General features: G+C 55.9%; 18 protein-coding genes. 10 read left to right on the top strand and 8 right to left on the bottom strand.

The features are described from left to right. Positions 1-73 precede the first annotated feature (73 nt). Genes uca through B3K78_RS05885 form a run of 4 tightly spaced genes read left to right on the top strand, consistent with a single transcriptional unit; the run spans position 74 to position 6,321 of the window. Positions 74-3,712 carry an urea carboxylase gene (uca, locus tag B3K78_RS05870; RefSeq protein ID WP_286694696.1) on the top strand — a complete coding sequence of 1,213 codons (3,639 nt, stop codon included), beginning with the start codon at positions 74-76 and terminating at the stop codon, positions 3,710-3,712. Further along, a complete protein-coding gene (gene atzF, locus B3K78_RS05875; protein ID WP_286694697.1) occupies positions 3,709-5,520 on the top strand; it encodes an allophanate hydrolase in 1,812 nt (603 codons plus the stop codon). Before uca ends, atzF begins: the two co-directional genes overlap by 4 nt. Before the next feature lie 37 nt (positions 5,521-5,557). Beyond that, positions 5,558-5,806, top strand: coding sequence for a CPXCG motif-containing cysteine-rich protein (locus B3K78_RS16870; RefSeq protein WP_414711285.1), 249 nt, complete (start codon positions 5,558-5,560; stop codon positions 5,804-5,806). Between the two features lie 2 nt (positions 5,807-5,808). Continuing rightward, on the top strand, positions 5,809-6,321 hold the full coding sequence (locus B3K78_RS05885; protein WP_286694698.1) for an O-acetyl-ADP-ribose deacetylase: 513 nt from the start codon (positions 5,809-5,811) through the stop codon (positions 6,319-6,321). 3 nt (positions 6,322-6,324) lie between these two features. On the opposite strand, the gene B3K78_RS05890 is transcribed toward B3K78_RS05885, so the two are convergent. Further along, complete coding sequence (locus tag B3K78_RS05890) at positions 6,325-6,753, bottom strand: TlpA family protein disulfide reductase (protein ID WP_286694699.1); 429 nt, start codon at positions 6,751-6,753, stop codon at positions 6,325-6,327. A 72-nt stretch (positions 6,754-6,825) separates the two neighbouring features. Between B3K78_RS05890 and arsC the strand changes: the two genes are divergently transcribed. Genes arsC through sppA form a run of 4 tightly spaced genes read left to right on the top strand, consistent with a single transcriptional unit; the run spans position 6,826 to position 10,018 of the window. Then, the gene (gene arsC / locus B3K78_RS05895; RefSeq protein WP_204996837.1) at positions 6,826-7,179 is read left to right on the top strand and encodes an arsenate reductase (glutaredoxin); all 354 of its coding nucleotides are present in this window, start codon (positions 6,826-6,828) and stop codon (positions 7,177-7,179) included. Between the two features lie 10 nt (positions 7,180-7,189). Then, positions 7,190-7,786, top strand: a complete 597-nt coding sequence (gene wrbA / locus B3K78_RS05900) for an NAD(P)H:quinone oxidoreductase (RefSeq protein ID WP_286694700.1) — start codon at positions 7,190-7,192, stop codon at positions 7,784-7,786. 23 nt (positions 7,787-7,809) lie between these two features. After that, complete coding sequence (locus B3K78_RS05905; RefSeq protein WP_286694701.1) at positions 7,810-8,178, top strand: DUF2069 domain-containing protein; 369 nt, start codon at positions 7,810-7,812, stop codon at positions 8,176-8,178. Between the two features lie 25 nt (positions 8,179-8,203). Then, the gene (gene sppA, locus B3K78_RS05910; protein WP_286694702.1) at positions 8,204-10,018 is read left to right on the top strand and encodes a signal peptide peptidase SppA; all 1,815 of its coding nucleotides are present in this window, start codon (positions 8,204-8,206) and stop codon (positions 10,016-10,018) included. Positions 10,019-10,073: 55 nt separating this feature from the next. On the opposite strand, the gene B3K78_RS05915 is transcribed toward sppA, so the two are convergent. Next, the gene (locus tag B3K78_RS05915) at positions 10,074-11,033 is read right to left on the bottom strand and encodes an AraC family transcriptional regulator ligand-binding domain-containing protein (protein ID WP_286694703.1); all 960 of its coding nucleotides are present in this window, start codon (positions 11,031-11,033) and stop codon (positions 10,074-10,076) included. A gap of 187 nt (positions 11,034-11,220) precedes the next feature. Here B3K78_RS05915 and B3K78_RS05920 point away from each other — a divergent pair, with 187 nt between their 5' ends. Next, a complete protein-coding gene (locus tag B3K78_RS05920; RefSeq protein ID WP_286694704.1) occupies positions 11,221-14,265 on the top strand; it encodes a parallel beta-helix domain-containing protein in 3,045 nt (1,014 codons plus the stop codon). A 136-nt stretch (positions 14,266-14,401) separates the two neighbouring features. Here the strand turns inward: B3K78_RS05920 and B3K78_RS05925 are convergent, their stop codons facing one another. The 3 genes from B3K78_RS05925 to B3K78_RS05935 are packed head-to-tail and all read right to left on the bottom strand — an operon-like array spanning position 14,402 to position 18,869. Next, a complete protein-coding gene (locus B3K78_RS05925) occupies positions 14,402-15,415 on the bottom strand; it encodes a TIGR03617 family F420-dependent LLM class oxidoreductase (protein WP_286694705.1) in 1,014 nt (337 codons plus the stop codon). 15 nt (positions 15,416-15,430) lie between these two features. Next, complete coding sequence (locus B3K78_RS05930) at positions 15,431-16,432, bottom strand: DUF7064 domain-containing protein (protein ID WP_286694706.1); 1,002 nt, start codon at positions 16,430-16,432, stop codon at positions 15,431-15,433. A 52-nt stretch (positions 16,433-16,484) separates the two neighbouring features. Continuing rightward, positions 16,485-18,869 carry a PEP/pyruvate-binding domain-containing protein gene (locus B3K78_RS05935; protein ID WP_286694707.1) on the bottom strand — a complete coding sequence of 795 codons (2,385 nt, stop codon included), beginning with the start codon at positions 18,867-18,869 and terminating at the stop codon, positions 16,485-16,487. A 167-nt stretch (positions 18,870-19,036) separates the two neighbouring features. Between B3K78_RS05935 and B3K78_RS05940 the strand changes: the two genes are divergently transcribed. Further along, positions 19,037-19,669 (top strand): TetR/AcrR family transcriptional regulator, encoded by a 633-nt coding sequence (locus tag B3K78_RS05940; RefSeq protein ID WP_204996844.1) that lies wholly within the window; start codon positions 19,037-19,039, stop codon positions 19,667-19,669. A gap of 29 nt (positions 19,670-19,698) precedes the next feature. On the opposite strand, the gene glpE is transcribed toward B3K78_RS05940, so the two are convergent. The 3 genes from glpE to B3K78_RS05955 form a co-directional block, all read right to left on the bottom strand. Then, positions 19,699-20,019 (bottom strand): thiosulfate sulfurtransferase GlpE, encoded by a 321-nt coding sequence (gene glpE / locus B3K78_RS05945; protein WP_286694708.1) that lies wholly within the window; start codon positions 20,017-20,019, stop codon positions 19,699-19,701. A 63-nt stretch (positions 20,020-20,082) separates the two neighbouring features. Continuing rightward, positions 20,083-23,229, bottom strand: a complete 3,147-nt coding sequence (locus B3K78_RS05950; protein ID WP_286694709.1) for an efflux RND transporter permease subunit — start codon at positions 23,227-23,229, stop codon at positions 20,083-20,085. Then, positions 23,226-24,452 (bottom strand): efflux RND transporter periplasmic adaptor subunit, encoded by a 1,227-nt coding sequence (locus B3K78_RS05955; protein ID WP_286694710.1) that lies wholly within the window; start codon positions 24,450-24,452, stop codon positions 23,226-23,228. Before B3K78_RS05955 ends, B3K78_RS05950 begins: the two co-directional genes overlap by 4 nt.

Below are 24,452 nucleotides of genomic sequence, written 5' to 3' on the forward strand. Positions count from 1 at the left end.
AACAAGCGATCCAACGACTTCAGTGGACGACCACTGTCGTAGACACAAGCGGGACGGCCCGCAACGGACCAGCATGTTCAAGAAAATATTGATTGCCAACCGCGGTGCCATCGCCACCCGCATTATTCGCAGCTTGCGCGAATTGGGCATCACTTCCGTGGCGGTCTACGCCGACGTCGATGCCCGTAGTCTGCATGTGCGTCAGGCCGATGAAGCCTACAGCCTCGGCGAGGGCGGTGCAGCTGACACCTATCTCAACAGCGACAAAGTCTTGGAAATTGCCCGCGCCTGCGGCGCCGAGGCCATCCATCCCGGCTACGGTTTCCTCAGCGAAAACGCGGCTTTCGTCACTGCCTGCGAGGCGGCGGGGATCGTCTTTATCGGCCCAACTGCGGAGCAGATGCAAAGCTTTGGCTTGAAACACCGCGCGCGGGAGATTGCTGCGGCCGCGGGCGTGCCCCTGCCGCCGGGCTCGGGCTTGCTGGCGGATGTGGATACCGCCTGTGCCGAGGCCGCGAATATTGGCTACCCGGTCATGCTCAAAAGCACCGCCGGGGGCGGCGGTATCGGCATGCAGGTTTGCGATTCAGAGGCGGTGCTGCGCGAGGCCTTTAACAAGGTCAAGCAACTGGGTAAGAACAACTTTGCCGACGACGGCGTGTTTCTGGAGAAATACATTGCCCGCGCCCGGCATATTGAAGTGCAAGCCTTTGGCGACGGCAAGGGCGGTGTGTTGGCCATCGGCGAGCGCGACTGCAGCGCCCAGCGCCGCAACCAGAAAGTGATTGAAGAGTGCCCGGCGCCGAATTTGCCCGAGCCAGTGCGTCAGCGGCTTTACACGCTGGCTGAGGCGCTGCTGTCCAGTGTGAACTACCGCAATGCCGCGACGGTGGAGTACATTTTTGATGCCGATACCGAGGAGTGCTATTTCCTCGAAGTGAATACCCGCTTACAGGTGGAGCACGGCGTCACCGAGATGGTCTGGTCGGTGGACCTAGTGCAGTGGATGTTGCAACAGGCGGCGGGGGAACTGCCGCCACTGGATGCGCTGCGTCAGGGGCTGTCTGCCAGCGGGCACGCGATTCAGTTGCGAGTGTATGCCGAAGATCCCTACCGGGATTTTCAGCCCTGCGCGGGGCTGCTCAGTCATGTGGCATTTCCCCAGCCTGATGAAGCGCTGCCGGGCCTGCGTATTGAACACTGGCTGGAAAGCGGCATTGAGGTGTCACCGTACTTCGATCCGATGCTGGCGAAGATTCTCTACCGAGGGGAGGACCGCGACGCCGCGATTCAAGGCCTGCGCGAGACGCTGGATCAGACGCAGTTGTACGGCATTGAAAGCAACGGTGCCTATCTGCGTTACTTGCTGGATGACGATGTGGTGGCGAAGGGCGACGTCACAACCCGCTATCTTGCGCAGGTAACTTGGCAGCCTGCGCGTATCGATGTACTGCAGGGCGGTACTCAGACCACCATCCAGGATTTCCCTGGTCGCAGCGGTTACTGGGATGTGGGCGTGCCGCCCTCGGGGCCCTTCGACAATTATTCCTTCCGCCTCGCCAATGCGATGCTGGGCAACACGCCTGATGCGGCGGCACTGGAAGTCACCCTGCAGGGGCCGACCCTGCAATTCAGTGCGCCGACCCGCATTGTGGTGGCGGGGGCGGCCATTCCACTAAGTCTGGATGGCGAGCCCGTGGCGATGCACACGCCGGTGGAGGTGGCCGCTGGGCAGACTCTGATCATGGGGCGTATTGAGTGCGGCGCGCGGGCATATCTGGCCGTTGCAGGTGGCCTCGATTGCCCCGAGTACCTCGGCTCGCGCTCCACCTTTACCCTCGGCCAGTTCGGCGGTCATAACGGCCGCGCGCTGCGCACCGGCGATGTGTTGGCGCTGGCGCAGAGCGCATCCACTGGGCTGGCGCTGAGCCCGGATCGGGCTGCTTTGCCGGACATCGGCTCGCAGTGGTCGCTACGGGTGATTTATGGCCCCCACGGCGCGCCAGACTTTTTTACCGACGCCGATATCCAGCAGTTCTTCAGCACCGACTGGGAAGTGCATTACAACTCCAGCCGCACCGGCGTGCGCCTGATCGGCCCTAAGCCGCAGTGGGCACGCCAGAGTGGCGGCGAAGCGGGCATGCATCCGTCCAATATTCATGACAACGCCTACGCCTTCGGCACGGTGGATTTCACCGGCGATATGCCGGTGATTCTCGGCCCAGATGGCCCTTCGCTGGGCGGCTTTGTTTGCCCGGCTACGGTGATTACCGCCGACCTGTGGAAACTCGGTCAGTTGCGCGCTGGAGACACGCTGCGCTTTGTGCCGGTCAGCGTTGACGCGGCGGTGGCGGCTGAGCGCTGCCAGCAGGCCTTTTTCGCCGGTGATGAGCTTGGCGATAGCGACGCTGCTGCCGAATCCGTGGCGCCGGTCTCTGTCGGGGCTCTGCCGTCGCCCATCGTGCAACGCCTCAGTGTGGACGAGGTGGGCGATGAGGTGGTTTATCGCGCAGCGGGCGATCACTTCCTACTGGTGGAATACGGCCCGCTGGAGCTGGATATTCGCCTGCGCTTTCGCGCCCATGCTTTGATGCAGGATTTGCAGCAGACACCATTGCCGGGGCTGCGTGAACTCACGCCGGGCATTCGCTCACTGCAACTGCATTATGACGCGCAGCAATTACCGCTGCGTGAGCTGCTGGACGAGCTGGCGCGCCGCGAACGGCGTTTATCGCAGCGCTTGGATTCCCTGCACGTGCCATCGCGCACGGTGTGGCTACCGCTGAGCTGGGACGACGAGGCCTGCCAGTTGGCAGTGGATAAATATCAGCAGTCAGTGCGTGCCAATGCGCCCTGGTGCCCGAGTAATCTGGAATTTATCCGCCGCATCAACGGCCTCGACAGCATTGCCGAGGTGAAAAAGATCGTCTTCGACGCCGCCTATCTGGTGATGGGCCTGGGCGATGTGTATCTGGGCGCGCCGGTCGCCACGCCAGTCGATCCGCGTCACCGCTTGGTGACCACCAAATACAATCCGGCGCGTACCTGGACCGCAGAAAACTCGGTGGGTATCGGCGGCTCTTATCTTTGCGTGTACGGCATGGAAGGGCCGGGCGGTTACCAGTTTGTCGGCCGCACTCTGCAAATGTGGAATCGCTACCGCCGCACGGCCGCGTTTACCGAGCCCTATCTGCTGCGCTTCTTCGATCAGATTCGTTTCTACGAAGTCAGCCACGATGAACTCACGAAAATCCGTCGTGATTTCCCGCTGGGCGATTACCCGCTGCGCACTGAGGAGGGCGAGTTTTCGCTGGCGGAGTACGAAGCGTTTACTGCGCAGCACGCGGCGGAAATCGATGCCCATACTCGCCGCCGAGAGCAGGCCTTCGACGACGAGCTGGCGCGCTGGCATGCCGATGGTCAGTTCCACTACGAGGCACCGGAGGTCGAGGTCAGTGACGATACGCTGGTGATTGGCGACGACGATATTGTGGTGGACAGCTCGGTGGCGGGCAGCGTTTGGCAGCTGAATGTGGCCGAGGGCGATACCGTTGAAGCCGGGCAGTGCGTGATGCTGCTGGAGTCGATGAAGATGGAAGTCGCCGTGCTGGCCAGCCAGCCGGGCCGGGTGAAAACGGTGGTGGTGAAAGCCGGCGGCCGCGTCAGTGCCGGTCAGCCACTGTTAATTCTGGAAGGGGAGAGCGACCAATGACCTTGCCTACACTGAGTCGTCGCAGCCTGCATCAGGCCTACCGCGATGGTAGCCTGACACCGCGCAGGCTGATGGCCGACATTGCCGCACGCTGCGACGCGCTCAACGACCACAATATCTGGATTTACCGCCTCAGCGCGGCGGAGCTGGAGCCGTATCTGCAAACGCTGGACGGGCACAGTCCCGACAGCCTGCCGTTGTTCGGCCTGCCCTTTGCCATTAAAGACAATATCGATCTGGCGGGGGTGCCGACCACGGCGGCCTGCGACGCCTTCAGCTATACCCCCTCGCAATCGGCGACGGTGGTGCAAGCACTGATTGCCGCCGGGGCGATTCCGGTGGGCAAGAGTAACCTCGACCAATTTGCCACCGGGCTGGTGGGCACCCGCTCGCCCTGGGGCGCCTGTAAAAACAGTGTCGACCCCGACATGATCAGTGGCGGTTCCAGCTCTGGCTCGGCGGTGGCCGTGGCCAAGGGGCTGGCCTGTTTCAGCCTAGGCACTGACACGGCGGGCTCGGGTCGTGTGCCAGCCTGCTTTAATAATCTGGTGGGCCTCAAGCCCAGTATCGGCCTGTTGTCGGCCACGGGGATGGTGCCCGCCTGCCGCTCGCTGGACTGCATGACAGTGTTTGCGTTGAATGTGGATGACGCCCACGCGGTGCTGTCGGTGGCTGAGGGTGAGGACGCCAGTGATGCCTACAGCCGCGCCAACCCCTTCGGCAACCGTTCTCGCCATTACGGACGACATGCCGGCAAATTGCGCCTGGGCGTGATGCCAGCGGAACAACTCGCCTTTTTCGGTCACGCGGGCTACGAGCAGGCCTATCAGCAGAGCCTCGCGGCGATTACCGAGGATGATGAGATCGAGCTGATCGAGGTGGATATGTCGGCCTTTCTCGATGCCGCCAAACTCCTCTATGAAGGCCCCTGGGTGGCGGAGCGCTATCTGGCCTGCTCACCGCTGATTGAGGAGCAGCCCGAGGCGCTGCTGCCGGTCACCCGAACGATTATCAGCGGTGGTGCAGCGCCGTCAGCGCGGGATGCCTTCTCTTTTCAGTATCGTTTAAAAGCCTTGCGCAAACTGGCGCAGGCCGCGCTGGATTCGGTGGATGCGCTGCTCACACCCACCGCGCCGCGGCCCTATTCGATTGCCGAGCTGGACGCTGACCCCATCGCCCTGAACAGCAATACCGGCTACTACACCAACTATATGAACCTGTTTGACCTCTGCGGTTTGGCGCTGCCTACGGCGTTTACCGACGACGGTTTCCCCTTTGGCCTGACGCTGGTTGCCGAGGCCTTTGGCGACCGCAAGCTGCTGTCGATTGGTAACCGTCTGCAACAGCGTTTTGCCCTGCCGCTGGGCGCGGAAAAGCGTGCTTTTGAAGCGCTTTCCGAGAATGCTTCGACAGCGGCCGAGCGGGTGGACGTGGTGGTTTGCGGCGCCCATCTGGACGGTCAGCCCCTGAACTGGCAGCTTCGTGAGCGTGGTGCCACCTTACAGCTGTGCACGCAGTCAGCCCCTGATTACCAGCTCTATGCCTTGCCCGGTGGGCCGCCGTTGCGTCCGGCCATGGTGCTGGCCGAGTCCGGCCAGGGGCAGGCGATCGAGGTGGAGGTCTGGTCGATGCCGCTCGCCGAACTTGGCAGTTTTGTGGCCGGGATCCCGGCGCCGCTGGGCATTGGCAAAGTGCGGCTGGCCGACGGACGGCTGTGCCCGGGCTTTATCTGCGAGCAGTCAGGGATTCATGGCGCGACGGACATCAGCCATTTTGGCGGCTGGCGGGCCTACCTCTGCAGCTTATAACATGTCAGCATGGTGGTTTTACTGTGATCGCTGAACCATGTTGGAAAGCTGGAAAGATTATTGCCCTTACTGCGGCGAGCGTATCGAACTGCTGATCGACCCGAGCCTAGCAGGGGAGCCGTACGTTGAAGACTGCGAGGTTTGCTGTCGCCCCATGCGCGTCAGCGTGAGCGATGGCGACGCGCCACTGGGCGCTGATAGCTGGGCGCAGGCGATAGAGGAGCTGCCCGCGTCGGCTTCCGACTCCGGTTTGCAGGTTCAGCTTCAACGCGAAGATGAGGTGTAACGATGCCCTGTGAACTGCGAGCGTTAGAAGCAGATATCTGTGAGCTGAAGGTTGATGCCATCGTTAATGCCGCGAATAACAGTTTGCTCGGCGGGGGCAGTGTCGACGGCGCCATTCACCGGGCGGCGGGGCCGGCGTTGTTGGAATTCTGTCGCGGCTTGCAGGGTTGCGCGACCGGCGATGCCAAAGTCAGCCCCGGTTTTGCACTGCCAGCTCAATACGTTCTTCATACGGTAGGGCCGGTGTGGCACGGCGGTGATCAGGGCGAGGCCGATAAACTGGCGAGTTGCTACCGCCGCTGTATTGAAGAGGCCAAGGCACTGGAGCTCGCTACTCTGGCCTTTCCGGCCATTAGCTGCGGCGTATATGGCTACCCTCACGACCAGGCTTGCGCTATTGCGGTGGCCAGTTTACGGGAGGCCTTGCTTGAGCCGCGCAGCCTCCGGCAGATCTTTCTGGTGGCGTTCAGCCCGGAAATGCTGGCCCACTGGCAGCGGGCTTTAGCGCACGGCTAGGGTTTACTGGCGGCCTAAAGCCTTGAGCAAACTGGCTTCCGTTTGTGGCCCCGTGAGTACACTGTGCAGTTCACCTTGTGGGCTGAGGATATAGGTGGTCGGTAATACTTTAGGGCGTTCTTGCCCGAGCAATTGGGCGGGGTCGGCGAGCATACTTTCAAATTGAATATCCAACTCGGCAATGGCCTCGTCTAGCGCCGGGCCCTGCAGGCGGTCGTAGTTTGCGCCGTAAACGTCGATGTCGCTGTGCTCGGCATCAAGTTTATTGAGTTCGGGAATTTCATCGCGACAGGGACCGCACCATGTCGCCCAATAATTAATCAGTACCCAGTTGCCGGTATCAGGCAAGCCCGCTGCGCTGGTTTCGCTGCGGCTGCAGGCGATTAATAAAGAGCAGGTAAGCAGTAGCAAGATTGATCGCAGTTGTATCATTTCCTATTCCAAATGGTGGCCAGCAATGCGCTGTGTATAATGTCGCTTATCGTTTACTACGCTGGATGAGCCATGTCTGTTTACACCCTGTACCACAACCCTCGCTGTTCCAAGTCACGTCAAACCAAGCAGTTGCTTGAAGACAATGGGATAACACCAGAGGTCGTCCTGTATTTAGAAGACAGCCCGAGTGCGGATACGCTGCGAGACTTGCTGGCGAAGCTGGGTATTTCTCCGCGGCAATTGTTGCGCAAGGGCGAGGCAGAATACAAGGAGCGCGGCTTGGCGGATGACAGTCTCAGTGATGAGGTCTTAATTCAGGCGATGGTTGAAGCGCCGAAACTGATTGAACGGCCGATTGTCGTAAAAGGCGATCAGGCGGTGCTCGGGCGTCCACCTGAGAACGTACTGGCTTTGATCGATTAAGGAATCTTCAATGACAGATGGCCCCTACATTTTGGTGCTGTACTACAGCCGTCACGGCGCAACCCGGCGCTTGGCCGAGCAGATAGCGCGTGGTGTGGAGCAGGCGGGTATGGCAGCGCGGCTGCGCACGGTGCCCGCGATTTCCACCGTGTGTGAGGCCGTCGAAGAGGATATTCCCGATGAGGGGCACCTCTACGCCAGTCAGGAAGATTTACGCGATTGCGCAGGCCTGGCAATGGGCAGCCCTACGCGCTTTGGCAATATGGCGGCGCCGCTGAAGTACTTTATAGATGGTAGCTCGGCGTTGTGGATGAGTGGGGCTCTGATAGGGAAGCCCGCTGCGGTCTTTACATCCAGCGCCAGTCTGCATGGCGGTCAGGAGACGACGCTAACCTCGATGATGTTGCCACTACTGCACCACGGTATGGTGATCGCCGGTTTGCCCTACAGCGAGTCCTCGCTGAGCACAACAACCACAGGTGGGACGCCCTACGGAGCAAGCCACGTTGCCGGCAGTGACGGGCGCGATGTCGACGCCACCGAGCTGGGGTTGGCGACTGCTCTGGGCAAGCGTCTTGCGTTACTGGCTCAGCGACTGGTTGATTAACTCTACATAAGGAAACTTCAGGTATGACAAGTTTGGAAAAGCGCGCGGCCGTCACGGCGGCTTTGATGAAGTTTTCCTACGTCGGTTTGTTAATTTCATTGAGTTTGAGTACGTGGGTGTGGGTGCAAGAGGGACGCCAGCCCAGCGTTACCATCTGGCTGATTCGCGTGTTGCCACTGCTGATTTTTGTGCTGCCGGTTTTTCGCCAGCAGCTCAAAGGCATTGCCTGGATGTGTTTTGTAAGCCTGTTGTATTTTGCCTCGGCGGTTACCGAGGCCATGTCGCCCTTTGTTATTTGGATCAATTATATTGAGCTGGCGTTGGTAGTTATTTTGTTCTGCAGCGCGACGGCGTTTATTCGCTGGCATGCGCAGGCAATGCGCGCCGCATAAGAAGTATGAGGAGTAAGGACACAGTATGAGCGATGCAAATAAGCGCGGTTTTTTTAACCGTTTGGGCAATGTGCTGGACGGTGTGCGCCGCTGGACCTTAAACCTGTTCTTCTTGGTGTTTATCGGCTTGCTGCTGTTCAACATTGTGAATGCCTTCCGTGTTGAAGTGCCAAACGGTGGCGTTCTGGTACTGGCTCCTGAGGGGGTGGTGGTTGAGCAATACACCGCCGTTGACGCATTCACGCAAATCAGTGGCAGTGGTCTGCCGATAGAAACCCTGTTGCAAGACCTGATCGATAGTGTGGATTACGCCCGCGAGGACAGCAGCATTCAGGTACTGTTGTTATTGCTCGATGATATGCAGCACATCGGTATGGCCCGCTCATTGGAATTGTCAGATGCGCTGCGGCGTTTTCGCGAGTCGGGCAAGCAAATTGTCGCGATGTCGGGACACTACGATCAGGACAAGTATTTGTTGGCGAGCGAGGCTGACCAAATACTGCTGCACAATATGGGTGGCGTCAGCCTGGAAGGCTTTGCCGTGGTACGCAACTACCTGAGTGAGGCGATTGATAAACTAAAGGTGAACTTCCACGTATTTAAAGTGGGAAGCTACAAGTCGGCACTCGAGCCATTTATTCGCAATGATATGTCGCCGGAAGCGCGTGAAGCGAACCGAGGCTGGCTGGAACCGCTGTGGGATCTATACCGCGACCGCGTCGTTGAGCGCCGCAATATTGCCGTTAAAGACTTTAATTACTACGTGAACCATATCGATCGCGTGCTGGCTGGTAGTGGTGGCGATGCCGCACAAGCTGCCCTGGATTATGGCTTGGTCGACGGTATTGTCAGTCGGCCGCGGCTCAGCGAAATGATGGCTGAGCAGGTCGGTTGGGATAAAGATGGCTATTTTAACCAGGTTTATTACAAGCACTATCTGCGCTTTAAGCGGGGCATAACCTTACCCGACGATACTGCGGGTGTGGCGTTAATCGTTGCTAGCGGCAATATTGTGGATGGTGAGCGGCCTGCGGGCAGCATTGGCGGTGATAGCCTTGCACGTCTGGTTCGTACCGCGCGGCTGGATGAGAGTGTTAAGGCGCTGGTGTTGCGCATCGACAGCGGCGGGGGCTCCGCTTTTGCATCGGAAATTATTCGCGCCGAACTTGAGGCCCTGCAACAGGCGGGCAAGCCCTATGTGGTGTCAATGAGCAGCCTGGCGGCATCAGGTGGATACTGGATAGCGGCAGGTGCCGATGAGATCTGGGCGAGCCCCGCTACGTTGACAGGCTCTATTGGCATCTTTGGTGCTTTTCCCACCGTTGAGGAATTACTGGCTGATCTGGGTGTAAACACCGACGGTGTCGGCACATCGGCAGTTGCCGGAAAGCTGCGTGTTGACCGCCCGCTAGACCCTATTGTGGCGAGATCCATTCAAAGCAGTATCGATAATGGCTATCGCCGATTTATTAATGTGGTTGCCGAGGGCCGCGGCAAGCTGCCAGAACAAGTCGAGCCGATTGCCGAAGGGCGAGTATGGAGTGGTATGGATGCTCATGAACTCGGCTTGGTAGATAAGCTGGGCACCTTAGAACAAGCCATTCAGTCGGCCGCGAAACTAGCCGGGCTGAGTGACAGCCGACACCGCGAATTGCGCTTGCCGATGAGCCCGGAAGAAGAGCTGATGCGCTGGATACTAAGCTCGGGGGTCGCAGCGCCTTTGCTCCCCCAGTCTCTCTCTGCGTTAATTCAGCAGTGGCTGCCTGCGACCGCAGCGCTCCCCACGCTGAACGACCCGCGTGGTATGTATGCTTATTGCCCTGTTTGCGTAAGTCCGTAGATCGATATGCGGTCGGGGATGTTGGCAAAAGAGGAGGGGGCGAGTGACGCTAGCTTCAGGGATTTCGGAGTTCTCGAATCCCTAATCCTGTACGCCTTTTTAGCATTTTCGCCAGTGAGTCCGCGTCGGAGTAGCCGAGTTTACTCGCAATATGCTCCAGCTTTTTGCCTCGTTGCAGTCCTTGTCTTGCAATGCTTTCACAAACTCCCTCTTCTACGTCTTTGTAAGTGAGGGAGTCCTCTTTTAGTCGGCGCAGCATGGTTCTTTCACCTAGACCAATTTCTTGAGCGACTTGTCTTCTGGAAAAGGCTTTTCCTGTCTGGATTAACTCAAGTAAGACCTGCTCAATTTGAGCCGCTATTTTATTGAGCTTGTCTGCCTGATTTGCTAATTGGATATCGAGTGTTTCATATAAAATAGGATCTGAGGACGGCAGCGGCAGGTCCATCAAGTCCCAGGTCATACAAACTGCGTAGTCCTCTGTATCGAAGATGCATTCGCACCCCAGCTCTTTCTCGTAATGCTCCTTCAAACCAAAGTCCGGGTGGGCAAACCATAGCTGTGTCAGCTGACATGTCTCCTCGGTGAAACAGTCGCGAACTATCTTGGTGCATGCACCGATGAAGGCATCGTAGGAGTGGTGTGTAATGTCTGCCTCTGGGGCTATTGGCCAAAATTTCATTACGCCCATGTTGTTTTTTTCCGATAATGAAAAGTCCCAAACTTGATTGACGACGGAAATTTGATGGAGTGATTCAATAATTGATTGGCGAAAGGTTTTCGCTGCCATCATTTTGTAGGCGAGCGTACCTGCCGTCCTGAAATGAAAGTGCTTCAGAACGTGCAGTCCGACGTCAGGGCGACCTCCGATACGGTGTGCGGTTTTCCAAAGAGCTGTCAAATCGTCCTGATTGATGCGGGATTGTGCATCCCAACTCTGTTTGTCTATCCCTGCTTCTTGGAAGAGTGACGCTACCTCCAGTCCGCACGCGTCAGCGGCAGACTGTGCGGTCATATCGGCCCATTGCCTGTTAGTTGTTAATACACGAAATTTGCTTGTCACGAATTAACGGATTACAGGCACGATAGTCGGTTGTCAAGTAAGTAGTTTAACGTAGACTCGTGTGCTTCGTATGCCAGCCTTTTTTGGTTGGGATTACTTGGTTATTCGCAACTGAATTTATTGTCGAGGGGGCGTAAGCATGCGCGAAGCTAGCAGGTTACTTGTCTATTTAATTGTTCTTTGTTCGTCATTATGGCTAGCGGCGTGTGGTGGCTCTAGTAGTGGCTCAGGCAATAATTCTGCCTCTGGTGGCAGTGAGCCCGGCGATGTCTCGCAGGGAAGGGTGTTTTTTATTCAGCCTGGCCCTGACGCGACAACGGATATGGTATTGGCGATGATTGAAGCCAAGCCGAAGGATGTCATTGAGTTCGCAGAAGGTTACTTCGAGCTGACATCTGGTATCCAGATTTCAGGTACCGAAAATATCTTGGTGAAAGGGCAGGGGATGGATAAAACCATCCTCTCGTTTAAAAACAGTGGTTCCCAAGAGGGTTTTTTAGCAACGACAGTTAGAGGCATTACGGTGGAGGACCTCACCGTTCTGGATTCACCGGGCGATGCTTTTAAATTACAGGGGGTAGATCATGGCACCCTGCGCCGCGTGCGAGCATTCTGGTCGAGCGGGCGTAACCTTGCGAATGAAGACACAGTGACAGCAGAGAACTACAAAACCAAGCTAAAAGTCGCATGTACTGATCCTGCTCGCCATAACCCCGATAACCCAAACCCGCTAGAGACTGATACCAGCTCTCCAGACTATAACGTGAGTAAGCTTTCCGGGCGCTATGGTATTTACCCTGTTAATTCACAAAATATCTTGGTTGATGGTGCTGAGGCCATTGGAGCGTCAGACGCAGGTATTTATGTTGGTCAAACTGACAATGCGATCATTCAAAATAGTCGGGCAGCGTTCAACGTGTTTGGCTTTGAAATAGAGAATGTTCGTGGCGGTGAGTACGTAAATAACTTATCGGAGTGTAATACAGGCGGTTTTTTGGTCTACGATCTAGACGGTTTAACCCGCTATGGAAGTCGGACACGTGTCTACAAAAACACTTCACGAAACAACAATACCTACAACTTTGCTGAACCGGGCAGCATCGTATCGAATGTACCCCGCGGCACCGGTATGCTTACGATGGGTTACGATAAGATCGATATCTTCGACAATGTATTCGAAGATAACGGCACGGCAGGGATAGTACACACAAGCTATAAACTCTTTGGTGTGCCGGGTGATCGCCGACTAGATCTGTACAGCGAGGGCGTTCACATTTGGAATAACGAATTCCGTAACAACGGGAACGACATTCCGATGCCAGATTTTGCGGCAATCGTCGAAACTGGTGGAGAACAGGTTACGTCTGCCTTCCCAATGCTTGTTGGCCTTAAGATGCTCGCTGGAGCTGGTGAATACCGTGGAGCGCATATCGTTTGGGATGGCTACTTGGACGAATATGACGCAGATTGCCCCTATCCAACTGATGATAAAGGTCAGCCAGTGCCAGCCGATGCAGAGGGCAAACCAGTTTCAGGTAATCAATACCCTAATCCGAGCTGCCGCTATAATGCTTATAAATTCAATGATGCTGGGGAGCGCCTCAAGCCGCTTTGGTGGTCTTCGTGTATCGATGACAGCAATCGCTTTGATAGTGATAGTATGACCTTTGCCAATTTCGATGGCACCGAAGGCTTGGAAGCCCTTCTTTACCTTCCTCCGGAAGATCAAGATGACCTTGTTGATATTGTTACCAGCTTGCCGAATTTTGCCGCTGATACTGATATCACGCCTCATCGCTGTGAAGATCAGTACGGTAGTAATATGCCTTTGCTTCCGCCAATTGTAATTCCCGAGTTTGAACCCTCCGGAACGATTGACCCTGCACCGTCTGACGAGCTTGTGGAGTCTCTTTGTAACCAGTCTGTAGCGAGTGGTAAAATTAATGCGAGTGCTTACAAGGTGAACTGCCCAAGGCTGGATCAATATAACCTCTTCAGTGACAAAGAGGACCCAACTAGCCTACCTAATGGCAGGGGTATTCCCTTTGTATTGAATACAAAGCTTTTCTCGGACTATTCGACAAAATTTCGTGTGGCCTACCTTCCTGAAGGTACACAGGCAATCTATCGTGACGGTAATGACAGCGCGAACGCCACTATTCTGTTTCCCCTTGGCACAATTTTGGCGAAAACGTTCTCCTTTACCGACGAGCCAAGTGGCAAAGAAACGCCTGTGGAAACTCGCTTAATTATTAAACGTCAAACTAGTAGCGGCCAGTATTACTGGGACGCCTTAGAGTATAAATGGGGCGTTGAAGGCGGAGAGAAGGTGGCTAGGTTAGCTCAGCAGGGAGATGTTGTTAGTGCAAGCTGGGACTATCATGACGTCAATAGTGGCGAGCACTATCAAGGCAGTACCGATGAATATGTGTTGCCGAATGCGAACCAATGCCAGAGTTGTCATGCTAACGACGATGCTGAAACGGGTGCAGCACCTATCGGCCCGAAGGTTCGCAATCTTAATCGACCATTTAAGAGTGAATCGCCACTGACAACAGGGATAGACAATCACCCCGTCAACGGCGTAAACCAGATTGTTTATTGGTGTCAGAATGGTTTGATGAAGAACTGCCCTGAGAACATGGAAACCGATAGTAGTCAGCATGTGAGTGCGGTTGAGCGCAACCCCATATTCAATGTGCCCGGTGATTCTGGCTATGATGCTGGCAGTGATGAAGACATCGAAGCACGAGTGCGTTCATATCTAGAGGTTAATTGCGCACACTGCCACAACCCTCGCGGGTTGGCTCAGAATACCGGTTTCTATCTGGATGTCTTCCGCAAGGTCAATGACACCTTTGGTATCTGTAAAGGGCCAACCGCAAGTGGTACAGAGGGACGTGGGGGGCGAGAGTACGATATCGTACCGGGTAATGCGCAAGAGTCGATTTTACCCTACCGCTTAGGGCCAGAAGCCGACACATTGGCCGCGCGAATGCCTCCCATCGCGCGCAGCACCGTGCACGGCGCAGCTTTTGACTTAGTAACTCAGTGGATCAATGATGTGGTCGATGATAGTTACGATAACGCAGATGCGTGCGGTGAAAATAACGACAGTGGCAGCTTACCAATGTGTTTGCCAGACGAAATACCTGTTCTGGGTGGGCAGTGTTTACCGCTATAACGGCGCCAAATCCAGATGAGCTTTAGCCACCTTCGGGTGGCTTTTTAATGCGTGAAATTTGGCGAAGAACAAGATGTGGAAGGAATGTGCTGCCCTTAATATTGATGTTAAGGGCATAAGGTTTTTGTTTTGCCAGTTATTGTTCGGCTTTTAGCTCCTGAATAATCGATGCCCACATAGCATCTGGCGCGGCGTAGGGAGCATAAATAGCCAATCGGTCTGCATAGCCAGCATATTTCTTTTTCAGCAAACCGGCGATCTCTTCAGGTTTGCCGCGAGTGCAGAACGCGTTGAGAAAATCATCGTCCACATAGCTGCCCAACTCATCCCATTTGCCTTCCTTGGAGAGGCGATTCATTGTCGGCTGTAAGTCGCCCAGGCCTACCGCCTCCATCGGCGGGGCATAGGCTGGCGTCGAGGCATAGAACCCCAACAAGCTCTTCACGCTATTCTCCGCCGCAACATATTCCTCTTCGGTTTCTCCGGTAATGATGATGGCATTAACCTGTAAGGTGAAGTCATCCAGTGAGCGCGCCGATTTCTCTAAGCCCCTTTTCACGGCAGGTAAGGCTTTCTCCTCCAGAAAGGGCAGGCTGTTGAAGGGGTGGACGATCAAACCGTCGGCAACCTCGCCGGCGACTTCGGTCATTTTTGGTCCCAGTGCGCCCAGCATGATTGGTGGAATTCCATAGGGATTTGGCCCGGGATTGAACATCGGCGTCATCAATGTATGGCGATAATACTTCCCCTGGAAGTCGAGTTTGTTGCCATGTTGCCAACAGTCGAAAAACGCTTTGACCGCTAAGATATACTCTCGCATTCTCGCCGCGGGTGGATTGAAGTCTATACCGAAGCGCTTTTCTATGTGCGCTTTAATCTGTGAGCCGATCCCCAGGCTGAATTTACCCTTTGAAAACGTTTGTAGGTCCCACGCCTGGTAGGCAATGTGAGAGGGGTTTCTGGGGAAGGCCACGGCAATGCCGGTGGCAATATCCAGTTCGGGGGCATGCTCTGAGGCGAGCGCTAAAGGGAAGAACGGATCCCAGCTACCCTCCAGTGAATACACGCCGTCATAGCCGATTGCTGCCAGGCGTTTGGCTTCCGCCGCTGCGCCACTCATTTGCGCATAAAAGGGGCCGTCAATTTTCATTATTTTTACCTTGTTCTATTTACTTGGATTGCTGTCGCGATTGCATTCAAACCAGCCGATGACGGGCGCCTCATCGTCGATATAGCAGCGTACTAAAGAGCGTCGATACTCGGTGTGCTTGGGCGGTGAGAAGGTGTGGGTAATATCGATTTCCACACCAGAGATCGTTTCAATACGACCACTGATCAGCCTACCACTACTGCAGGCGAGGTCGAAGTGCCCGGCAACGGAGCGATGTGGGGAGGTCGCATCAAAAGAGAGGTCGAATTCAACGCCCTCCAGATTTTCCATCTCGCCGTCGTTTTCCTGGAAGTAACCAACCTTGATTTCCGGCCACTCCGGAATATTCACCACGGTGGACTGCAAACTGAATTTCTCCGTATTAATGACCAGAAACTGCCACTGCATATCCCAGGGGCGGGGGCCCCATGAGTGGTCGCGTTCGCCCCTAACGGTAACGTCTTGTGTGTGCTTATCGATGCTCACCGTCAAGGCGCCGGCGATTGGCTGTTCATAGCGATTGGTGCTAAAGCCCTCCGCTTGATGATCTTCAACGGTGCCACCGCCGCGAGAGTGGGCAGGGCCTAGGGCATTCATGGTTAGCTGGACGGCGACCGGCAGCACCAGGCCTTGGCGTTGCCCCGACAGGACTCTTGCAAAGCCTGATACGCTCAGCGTTCCGGTTTGCAGGGCCTCACCGGCCTGATAACTAAATGCTAAGCCCCAGCCCTCATACGCAAACACCTGCTTGTCGCTGTGTAATGTCAACGCCGAGAAGGGGAGGCGATACTCTTCGATCGCTAACCATTCTTCACCATCGAGCAGATACAGCCAAAATAGCACGCGTTGTTGTACGGGGTGCCAACCAACTCGACAGTGCCCGGCGATGCGGCCATTGGCGTCATACCAATCGAAAAAATACGATTCATTCCAGTCAGCGTGAGCGCTGCTAAAAGGGTGTGGAAACTCGTCGTCGAGTTGAATACCAAATTGCGTCAGCGTTTTATTGTCTAGCATTGTGCTCTGCTCTCGGTAGTGTGTTTGGTTGTGGCAATCAGCAAGGCCGCACTTACAAAAGTGATACCACGCCGGTATCAGCGTTGAGGCGGATACTGTCACCGGTTTTTATTCGTTGGGTGGCAACGCGGGTATTTACGATTGCCGGCAGGCCGTACTCTCTGGCAATGACAGCGCCGTGGGAGACTGAGCTTCCCACGTCGGTAATTAATCCGGCTATTGAGCTGAAGTACGGGGTCCAGCCTACATCGGTGATGGGCGCCACAAGGATTTCACCGGGCTGAAGCCCAGCGGCATCGCTAACGCTAAACGCCACCCTGGCCTTGCCCTCGACCAGGCCAGAGGAAACCGGCCGCCCGAGAATGTCGCCACCGCTGTCCGCGCTCTGCAGTCGACGGTCGAGTGGTTGTGGAGGGCCCACGCAGATTTCATTGAAATAGAGTTTATTTTGAAAGGCGAGGGCGGATCGACGATTGCTGGCTTTTTCTTTCTCCAGCGCTGTGTCAGCGGAGCGGACGACGCTCATGAGTTCATCGTGGGTGAAAAAGAAAACCTGATCGGCGTCGTCCAGCTTTCCTTCGCGGTGAAGTTGCTCACCTAGCGCCCGGTAGCTGCGCTTGAAACGGTTGGCGATGTCGACCAGTAGTGATTTCGTTGCCTCTCGTCGGCGAATAGCCGCGTGCGCCTTGGGCAATATCCAGCGTACGCCTCGACTCAGTTGGCTAGTGTCGACTGCCTGAGGCTTTGGGTTCACCGCCTTGCCTGAACGGCGCGCGCATACCGAGGCCTGCAATGTGGTGACCAATGTCTCGGGCGCATCTGCCCAGCAGGCTTCTCGCATGCAGAGTTCCCGGTAGCCACGGTGACCGTGGCGATGTAAAAATGCCTTAAAGTCGTCAGACACTATTGTGCTACTGGCTAGCCACTCGACAGCGTCAGTTGGCGAGGCATCGACGAAAGCCTGAGCGTCGCGCTCATGTTGAGCGATTTTTTCGACAATGGCATCCAGCTGCTCGACGAGGATGGCGCTTTCTACGCCGCTTGCGCCAGCCATTAAGTTTGCCGCTTGTGCTTGTTCTGCCGCGTTGCTTTCCTGCCCCCCGGAGATCATGGATTGGAGGATATTGCTGGCCACTCCTGAGGTTGTGGAAGATTGGAGGTGGACGGCCATTGCCTCGGAATAGAAGGGCAAGGCCGTGTCCAGCGCGTGAGCGATTTCCACGCTATTGCCAGAAATTGGTAGGTCGAAGTCGTTGGCTTTTTTGCTGAATCTTGCGATGACGTCATCGGCTTTTTGCAGATACCGGAGCATTTTTACGGTGCCCAATAGACGTATCCACCAGGGGCGCTTGGGGGGCTCTTGAAGCTCTTCCACCACTCCACCGCACAGGCTGTAGCCCATAGATTTTGCGTCCACCCCGAGTACGTTGGCAGCGGCAGCGATTGATCCGCTGAGGTTGATGAAGAGCTTGCCGTGACTCATTGCTATTTGAGTCCAGTCATCGGTTACGGCTTTGCGACCGGCATAACTCACATGCATGTGTTGCATGCCATTCTCTATGCTTCGCCCCGTGGTTGAAAAGGTTAGGGGGCAGACGGCGCCCGGCATCATTTCGCCGACGTTGCAGCGCGTGACAACGTCAGTGGCGTTGATTGGTGTATCTAACTCGTTCAGATCAGTCCCGATGGTGGTGATCGGCCGAGCTTGCAGCCAGAAGATGCGGCCCTGGCTGTCAGCGGCCCACTCCAGGTCAAGCGGGATACCGGCCTGTTGGCTAGCGTGCTTGGCCTGAGCAACGAGGGCGTCGAGTAGCGCGTCGGAGAGTATCGGCGTATCGCCGATAAGCTCAGAGTAGCTTAGCTGGCCACTGCGGTTAAATTCGTAGTGATCGGGTGTCGCTTCCCCGCTGACGAGTGATTCGCCGAGCCCCTCTACGGCGTTCACGACAAGCCGGTCGTGGCGGCCCGATACCGGGTCTACCGTGAATACCACACCGGCGGCGCTGGCATCTACCATGGTTTGCACAACAACGTTCATTTGCACGCCATGAATATTGTTCTTGCCTTGGTAAGCACTTGCCCGTTGGCTGTGTAGCGATGTGACGCAGCGGTCTATTGCTGCTTTTAGGTCGTCGAGTCCCTCGACGTTGAGGATACTTTCATACTGGCCGGCGAAGGAACTCTCCGCACCGTCTTCCCCCATTGCCGATGATCGAACGGCGACCATAGCGCCACCGAGCTTCTGGTAATAATCGGCCAATGCTTCAGGGTGCTTGCCACATTGCGCATTAACGATAACAAAGCCACTGGGCACCGTAAGTCCCCAGCGCATCAGTTGGTTGAGGCCGCTGGCTTTACCGCCCATGGCAAGCAATGCATCTTGGCTTGTATCGGTATCGTTTAGCCAGTGAATAGTCGTCACACTGTCGGTGATCATCGTTTTTCTCAGCTCATTATTGTTATGTGTGGTGTTGCTTCTACCGGTGATGGCGTCAAGCTTATCTTTGCTATACGATCGTATAGTGTTGGCTTTGTGTCAAGGGCAGTGCTAACTTCTTAAAATTGAAAGCATTTTTCTAATGAATTGGGGTAAGTTAAATTCCGATGAAGGCCGGTAGCGGAGCGCCGAAAACGAATGAGCGCCGGGAGCGGGTACTCCGGGCAGCCGCGCAGTTATTTGGACAACTCGGTTTTGACGGGACGTCGTTTGCGTTGGTGGCAGAGAAAGCGGGTGAACAGAAAACCTTTGTTCAATACCATTTCCAAAATAAAGACGTACTCTGGCGGGCGGCTGTGTCGCATGTTTGGTTGCAGCGCAATAATGCCTTACCGCGCTACATTGAAGATATTTCCTTGCAGCGTGCGCCCGACGACAGGGAAAAAATGATTCGTGACTTGTGCCGAAAAATACTGCACTTCACGTTTGCTCACCCCGAGTGGGTAAAAATAATGTTTCAGGAAGCATCGGCGCCTGGGCCGCGTTTAGATTGGCTCGTCAAAGAATTTATCGGCACGGACTTTATTGAAGGGCGCGCAATGATAGAGCTGGGCCAGCATCACGGTTTACTGCCAAAAGTGGATGCGATGGACCTTTTGCATATTCTGTCCGGCGCGTTGCTGTATTTGGTCAGCGTTGCGCCGATAACTGAGCGTGTGTTGGGGCTGCGGCCCGATTCCAATGACTACATTGACCACCACGTTGATACGCTGACACGCATCCTTCGGCAGCACGCCTAGGGCCCGGGCACCCGCGTGGACTTCAGGCCTTATTGTTCGCCACTTTGATGGGGGTAGTGCTGCCGCCATTCTTCAAACCCGCCGTCCATGCTGTAGACCTCGGTAAAGTCTTTCTCAACGAAAAACTGTGCGGCGCTCTGGCTGCTATTACCGTGGTAGCAGTATATGATCAGCGGCGCGTCCGGGTCGGCGTCTTCAATAAACTGCTGTAGGTTGTGGTTGTCCAAATGGCTGGCGCCCTTGATGTGCCCCAGCTGGTAGGACTGCTCGTCGCGAATGTCGGCGAGTTGTGTCGAGGGCTGGCGCAGCAGCTGTTCGGCGTCTGAGATCGAGATGCGTTTAAAGGACATAAGCGTTCTTATCAGGTCAGTCGGAAAATTACTGGTGAAATAACGGAGCGAGTGCGCGGGGCGCTACTCGCTCAGTGCCGGTTCGAGCTCGCGAGCAGACTTACTGCCAAACAGCACTTTCACATCTTCAAGTACGATATACAGGCAGGGTATTAATATCAATGTGATGACCGTAGCGAAGATGATGCCGAAGCCGAGTGACACCGCCATGGGAATCACAAACTGGGCTTGCAAGCTGTCTTCCATCAACATGGGTAACAGACCAAAGAAGGTGGTTAGCGACGTCAGCAGTATGGCTCTAAAGCGCTGACAGCCCGAGTCGACAACGGCGTCGATCAGGCGCTCGCCGCGGTCGATCGCCGAGTTAATGAAGTCCACCATAATCAGGCTGTCGTTGACGACAACGCCGGATAGCGCGATAACGCCAAAGAACGACATCATACTGAAGGACAGGTCCGTCACAATGTGGCCGAACACCGCACCGATAATGCCAAACGGGATCACCCCCATAATGATTAGCGGCTGCAGATACGAGCGCAAGGGGATGGCCAATAAGCCATAAATGCCAAACAGGGCGAGGGCAAAGCCGACCAGTAGACTGACCATCAGCGTGCCGACTTCCTCACTTTCGCCACTGAGTTTGATGTCCAGGCCGGGGTAGCGCTGTTGCAAACCGGGCAGCAGGTTTTTAAGGATGCTGGAGGTGACTTTATCCGGCTCAACACGTGACTTATCGGCTTGGGCAGTCACACTGATAGAGCGCTCGCCATCAATACGCGTCATGGTTGTGTAGGCGGGCTGGATGGTGATTTTCGCCACGTTAGAGAGTGGCACAAAGGCGCCCTCGGCGGAGCGAATAAACATGTTTTGCAGGTCGGACACCGCCGCACGCTCATCGCGCGGGTAGCGAACCATCACCTTCACTTCGTCGTTGCCGCGCTGCACGCGCTGGGCTTCCGCGCCATAGAAGGCATCGCGAATCTGCTGTCCTAGTGCTGCTGAGCTGAGGCCCAGGGTTTCCGCTTCGGGGAGAATTTCCAGGACAATTTCATCGCGAAGCGCGCTGGCACCATTGCGAATATCGTAGACGCCCTCATAACGGCGCAGAGCATTTTCCACTTGTGATGCGGCAGCGGTAAGGTCTTCCGGATGGGGGCTGCTGATCTTTAGGGAGATCGACGGACCCATCTGTTGGTCGGCAATACTCACTGCCAGCACCTTGGCACCGGGGATATCACCAATTTCTTCGCGCCAGCGCCGCGCAATTTCCGCACCGTCGATATCGCGCATGTCATTCTTGGTGAGCTCGGCCATAAACGTCACGTGACGTCCGCCGCGACCAAAGGCGGCAACGTGGCTGATAAGTGCACGGTTGTCGTCGTTGGCATGGGCCGCGGAATAGGCCTCATTGACCTTGCGGAGGCTGCTATCCATATGTTCGAAGGCGCGGCGCGTTTCTTCCTCGGGGGTGCCTTCAACCATTTCCAGATTTGCCTGAACGAAGTCGCCAGGTACCTCGGGGATCATGACGAAATGCACCACTCCGCCGGCAACCAGCCCCACTGTGACGATGAGCATGGCGGTGAAGCTCGCGCCGGTGATATAGCGCTGGGCAATGGCCCGCTTAATAAAAGGCCGGTAGGTGTTTTCGACAAAATTACTGAGTATTGCATTGGACTTTGCCGGAATGCGATCGAGCTTTTGCCAAATGGGCCCAGTGCCGGGCGAACTGTGTGCCAGGTGAGCGGGGAGAATCCACTTCGACTCCACCAGTGAAAATGCCAGGCACAGGATAACAACCCAACCGACGGACTCCGGGAAAGGCGCGAAGGTACCGCTGGCGAACAGGGTTGGCGAAAACGCCATAATGGTGGTGAGTACGCCAAAGGTGGCGGGGGTGGCTACGCGCAAGGCACCTTTAATAACGGTGTCGACGGAGTGGCCGCTTTTTTCCGCTTCCGCGTAGGCGCTTTCACCAATGATGATCGCGTCGTCAACCACGATACCCAGTACCAAAATAAAGCCAAACAGGCTGAGCATATTCAGGCTGATATCGACCATTGGCATCAGCGCGAAGGTGCCGAGGAAGCAGATCGGCAAGCCGACCATTACCCAGAACGCCAGCTTGATATTCAGGAACAGACTCAACACCACAAATACCAGTAAGGCACCCATACTGAGGTTGTCGAGCATCATGCTCATACGGCCTTTCAGGTAGTAGCTGATGTCGGCAAACTGCGCAATCTCAACGCCCTCCGGCAATTGCTCGCGCTTGTTTTCGACATAGCGGCTTACCGCCTCGGCAACGCGGATTAAATCCTGGCTACCTACTGAGAAGACTTGCAGGCCCAGGCTGGGCTTGCCGTCGAAGTATGCAAAGCCGTCAACTTCCTCAAAGCCGTCGTTAATCGTCGCAATGTCGGCCAGCGTTAAGCGGGTACCGTCGGGGAAGCTTTTTACAACCAGGCGCTCAAACTCCTGCTGCTGGCGCGCCTGGCCTTGGGTTCGCAGGGAAATATTGCCGTTACTGGTTTTAATGGTGCCGCCGGGCAGGTCAAGCGACGAGCGACGAATGGCATCGGCGACATCGCTGAGGGTCAGCTGGTACTCGAGCAAGCGGTGCTCGGGAATTTCGATGCTGATCTCAAAGTCGCGGGCGCCGTTGATCTGAACAAAGGCGATGTCGGGGTCTTGCAGCATCTCCTGTTTGACCTGCTCGCCCAGCGATTTCAGGCTGCGCTCATCCAGGTCGCCGTAAAGCTCAACGTTGACGGTGTGCTTCTGAAACTCCAAGCGCTTTACGATGGGGCGCTCAGCCTGTTCGGGAAAACTGACAATGCCATCTACCGCGCTTTTGATCTCGTCCATCACGGCCAAGATGTCATAGTCTTTGTAGATGTCGGCACTGATCGTTGCCAGTGATTCGTCGGCGGTGGACTCTATGCTCTCAATCGCATCAATGTCCTGCAGCGCTTCCTCAATTTTGAGAATGACACCGTCTTCAACTTCCTCCGGCGTTGCGCCGGGGTAGGGAACCGTGATGCGGATGATGTTGATTTCGAAGTCGGGTTGCAGGGTGCGCTGAATATTCAGTGCCGAGCCAATCCCCACGCACAAGATGACGATCATCAACAGGTTGGCGGCAACGCTGTTTCGTGCGAACCACGGAATGATGCCGCGGCGAGTGTCTAGGTGCTCGGGAATAGTCATTGGACGCTGCTAAGCTCGGTAAAGGTAGCCATGCCTGATTCGCTCTGGGGCTTAACCAGTTCGGCGGTCGACATGCTGCTGTTGACTTTAACGGGGGTGCCGCTGATGGCGCTGGGCACCGATGACAGGCAGATCCGATCACCTTCCTCCAGACCTTCATACACGTAGACCAGCTTGCCTTCTGTGCGCAATGCTTTGATATCGCGGTTGCGCAGGGTTTGCTTGTCGTCGACCACCCACAGTTGATTACCGGTGCGCAGGATATGCCGAGGAACGGCGATCAGCCCATCGATTTTTCTGCCCTCTATATCCGCTTTTACAAAGCTGCCATTGAGGAGGGGCTTGCCCGGGTTCTCCAAGCGGTAGGGGTCATTCACGCGGGCGACAACAAATAACACGCGACTGCGTTCATCGAGCACGCCCTCGCTGCGCACGACCTCGGCGGGCCAGCGATCGCCAATGTCATTTTCCAGAATGACTCGGGGGTAGGTGTCGTCCTGGCTATTATTGGGTAGCTCCAAATAAGCGAGGCGGTCCGTTGGCACAGGTAGCCGTACTTCGGCAGTGTCAACGGAGAACATTTGGCCGACCGGCGTACCGGTACTAACAAATTGCCCGAGGTCGACCTGACGCATTTTAATCAAGCCGCGATAAGGGGCTTTGATTTGCGTCCGGTCCAGGTTGATCTTGGCCTGACGGCGGTCCGCGAGTGCGGAGTTCAGTCTGGCTTTGGCTTCGTTTAATTGCGGCAGCCTAAGTGCCAGGGCGCGCGCTTCTTTACTGGCGTGACGGCGGGGGTATTTGCGTAGGTCTTCCTTCGCGACTGCCGCGCGCCCTTTCTCCTGGAGCAGGTTGCTGTGGGCAGTGGCCACGGCGGCCTCAGCGCGTTTGAGTTCCGCGCGGTAATTGCGATCGTCAATGCGCAACAGTACTTCGCCTTGTTCTACCAAGCCGCCATTTTCGAATTTGGGAGAAACGTCCATGACCTGCCCCGATACTTCGGTGACCAGGCTGGTTTCTGTGCGCGGCTGCACGGTGCCCTGACTACTCACGTTGATCGTCAGCGCCTGTTTGGTCGCAATGGCGACGTCAATGATCAGTGAATGCTGCTCAACGTCCTGCTGTTCGGGGGCTGGGCGCAGCGCGAAAAGGATCACGGCAACGACAATGGAAAGGCCGATGATTGACGCGACGGCAATGGCCTGCTTGGGCAAATTAGGCAA

This window comes from Spongiibacter sp. UBA1325 (assembly GCF_002306875.1).
Classification (GTDB): domain Bacteria; phylum Pseudomonadota; class Gammaproteobacteria; order Pseudomonadales; family Spongiibacteraceae; genus Spongiibacter; species Spongiibacter marinus.

Excerpts from the sequence above, each read along its gene's own strand:
- uca (WP_286694696.1), top strand. The coding sequence starts at position 74 with ATGTTCAAGAAAATATTGATTGCCAACCGCGGTGCCATCGCCACCCGC.
- atzF (WP_286694697.1), top strand. The coding sequence starts at position 3,709 with ATGACCTTGCCTACACTGAGTCGTCGCAGCCTGCATCAGGCCTACCGC.
- B3K78_RS16870 (WP_414711285.1), top strand. The coding sequence starts at position 5,558 with ATGTTGGAAAGCTGGAAAGATTATTGCCCTTACTGCGGCGAGCGTATC.
- B3K78_RS05885 (WP_286694698.1), top strand. The coding sequence starts at position 5,809 with ATGCCCTGTGAACTGCGAGCGTTAGAAGCAGATATCTGTGAGCTGAAG.
- B3K78_RS05890 (WP_286694699.1), bottom strand. The coding sequence starts at position 6,753 with ATGATACAACTGCGATCAATCTTGCTACTGCTTACCTGCTCTTTATTA.
- arsC (WP_204996837.1), top strand. The coding sequence starts at position 6,826 with ATGTCTGTTTACACCCTGTACCACAACCCTCGCTGTTCCAAGTCACGT.
- wrbA (WP_286694700.1), top strand. The coding sequence starts at position 7,190 with ATGACAGATGGCCCCTACATTTTGGTGCTGTACTACAGCCGTCACGGC.
- B3K78_RS05905 (WP_286694701.1), top strand. The coding sequence starts at position 7,810 with ATGACAAGTTTGGAAAAGCGCGCGGCCGTCACGGCGGCTTTGATGAAG.
- sppA (WP_286694702.1), top strand. The coding sequence starts at position 8,204 with ATGAGCGATGCAAATAAGCGCGGTTTTTTTAACCGTTTGGGCAATGTG.
- B3K78_RS05915 (WP_286694703.1), bottom strand. The coding sequence starts at position 11,033 with ATGACCGCACAGTCTGCCGCTGACGCGTGCGGACTGGAGGTAGCGTCA.
- B3K78_RS05920 (WP_286694704.1), top strand. The coding sequence starts at position 11,221 with ATGCGCGAAGCTAGCAGGTTACTTGTCTATTTAATTGTTCTTTGTTCG.
- B3K78_RS05925 (WP_286694705.1), bottom strand. The coding sequence starts at position 15,415 with ATGAAAATTGACGGCCCCTTTTATGCGCAAATGAGTGGCGCAGCGGCG.
- B3K78_RS05930 (WP_286694706.1), bottom strand. The coding sequence starts at position 16,432 with ATGCTAGACAATAAAACGCTGACGCAATTTGGTATTCAACTCGACGAC.
- B3K78_RS05935 (WP_286694707.1), bottom strand. The coding sequence starts at position 18,869 with ATGATCACCGACAGTGTGACGACTATTCACTGGCTAAACGATACCGAT.
- B3K78_RS05940 (WP_204996844.1), top strand. The coding sequence starts at position 19,037 with ATGAAGGCCGGTAGCGGAGCGCCGAAAACGAATGAGCGCCGGGAGCGG.
- glpE (WP_286694708.1), bottom strand. The coding sequence starts at position 20,019 with ATGTCCTTTAAACGCATCTCGATCTCAGACGCCGAACAGCTGCTGCGC.
- B3K78_RS05950 (WP_286694709.1), bottom strand. The coding sequence starts at position 23,229 with ATGACTATTCCCGAGCACCTAGACACTCGCCGCGGCATCATTCCGTGG.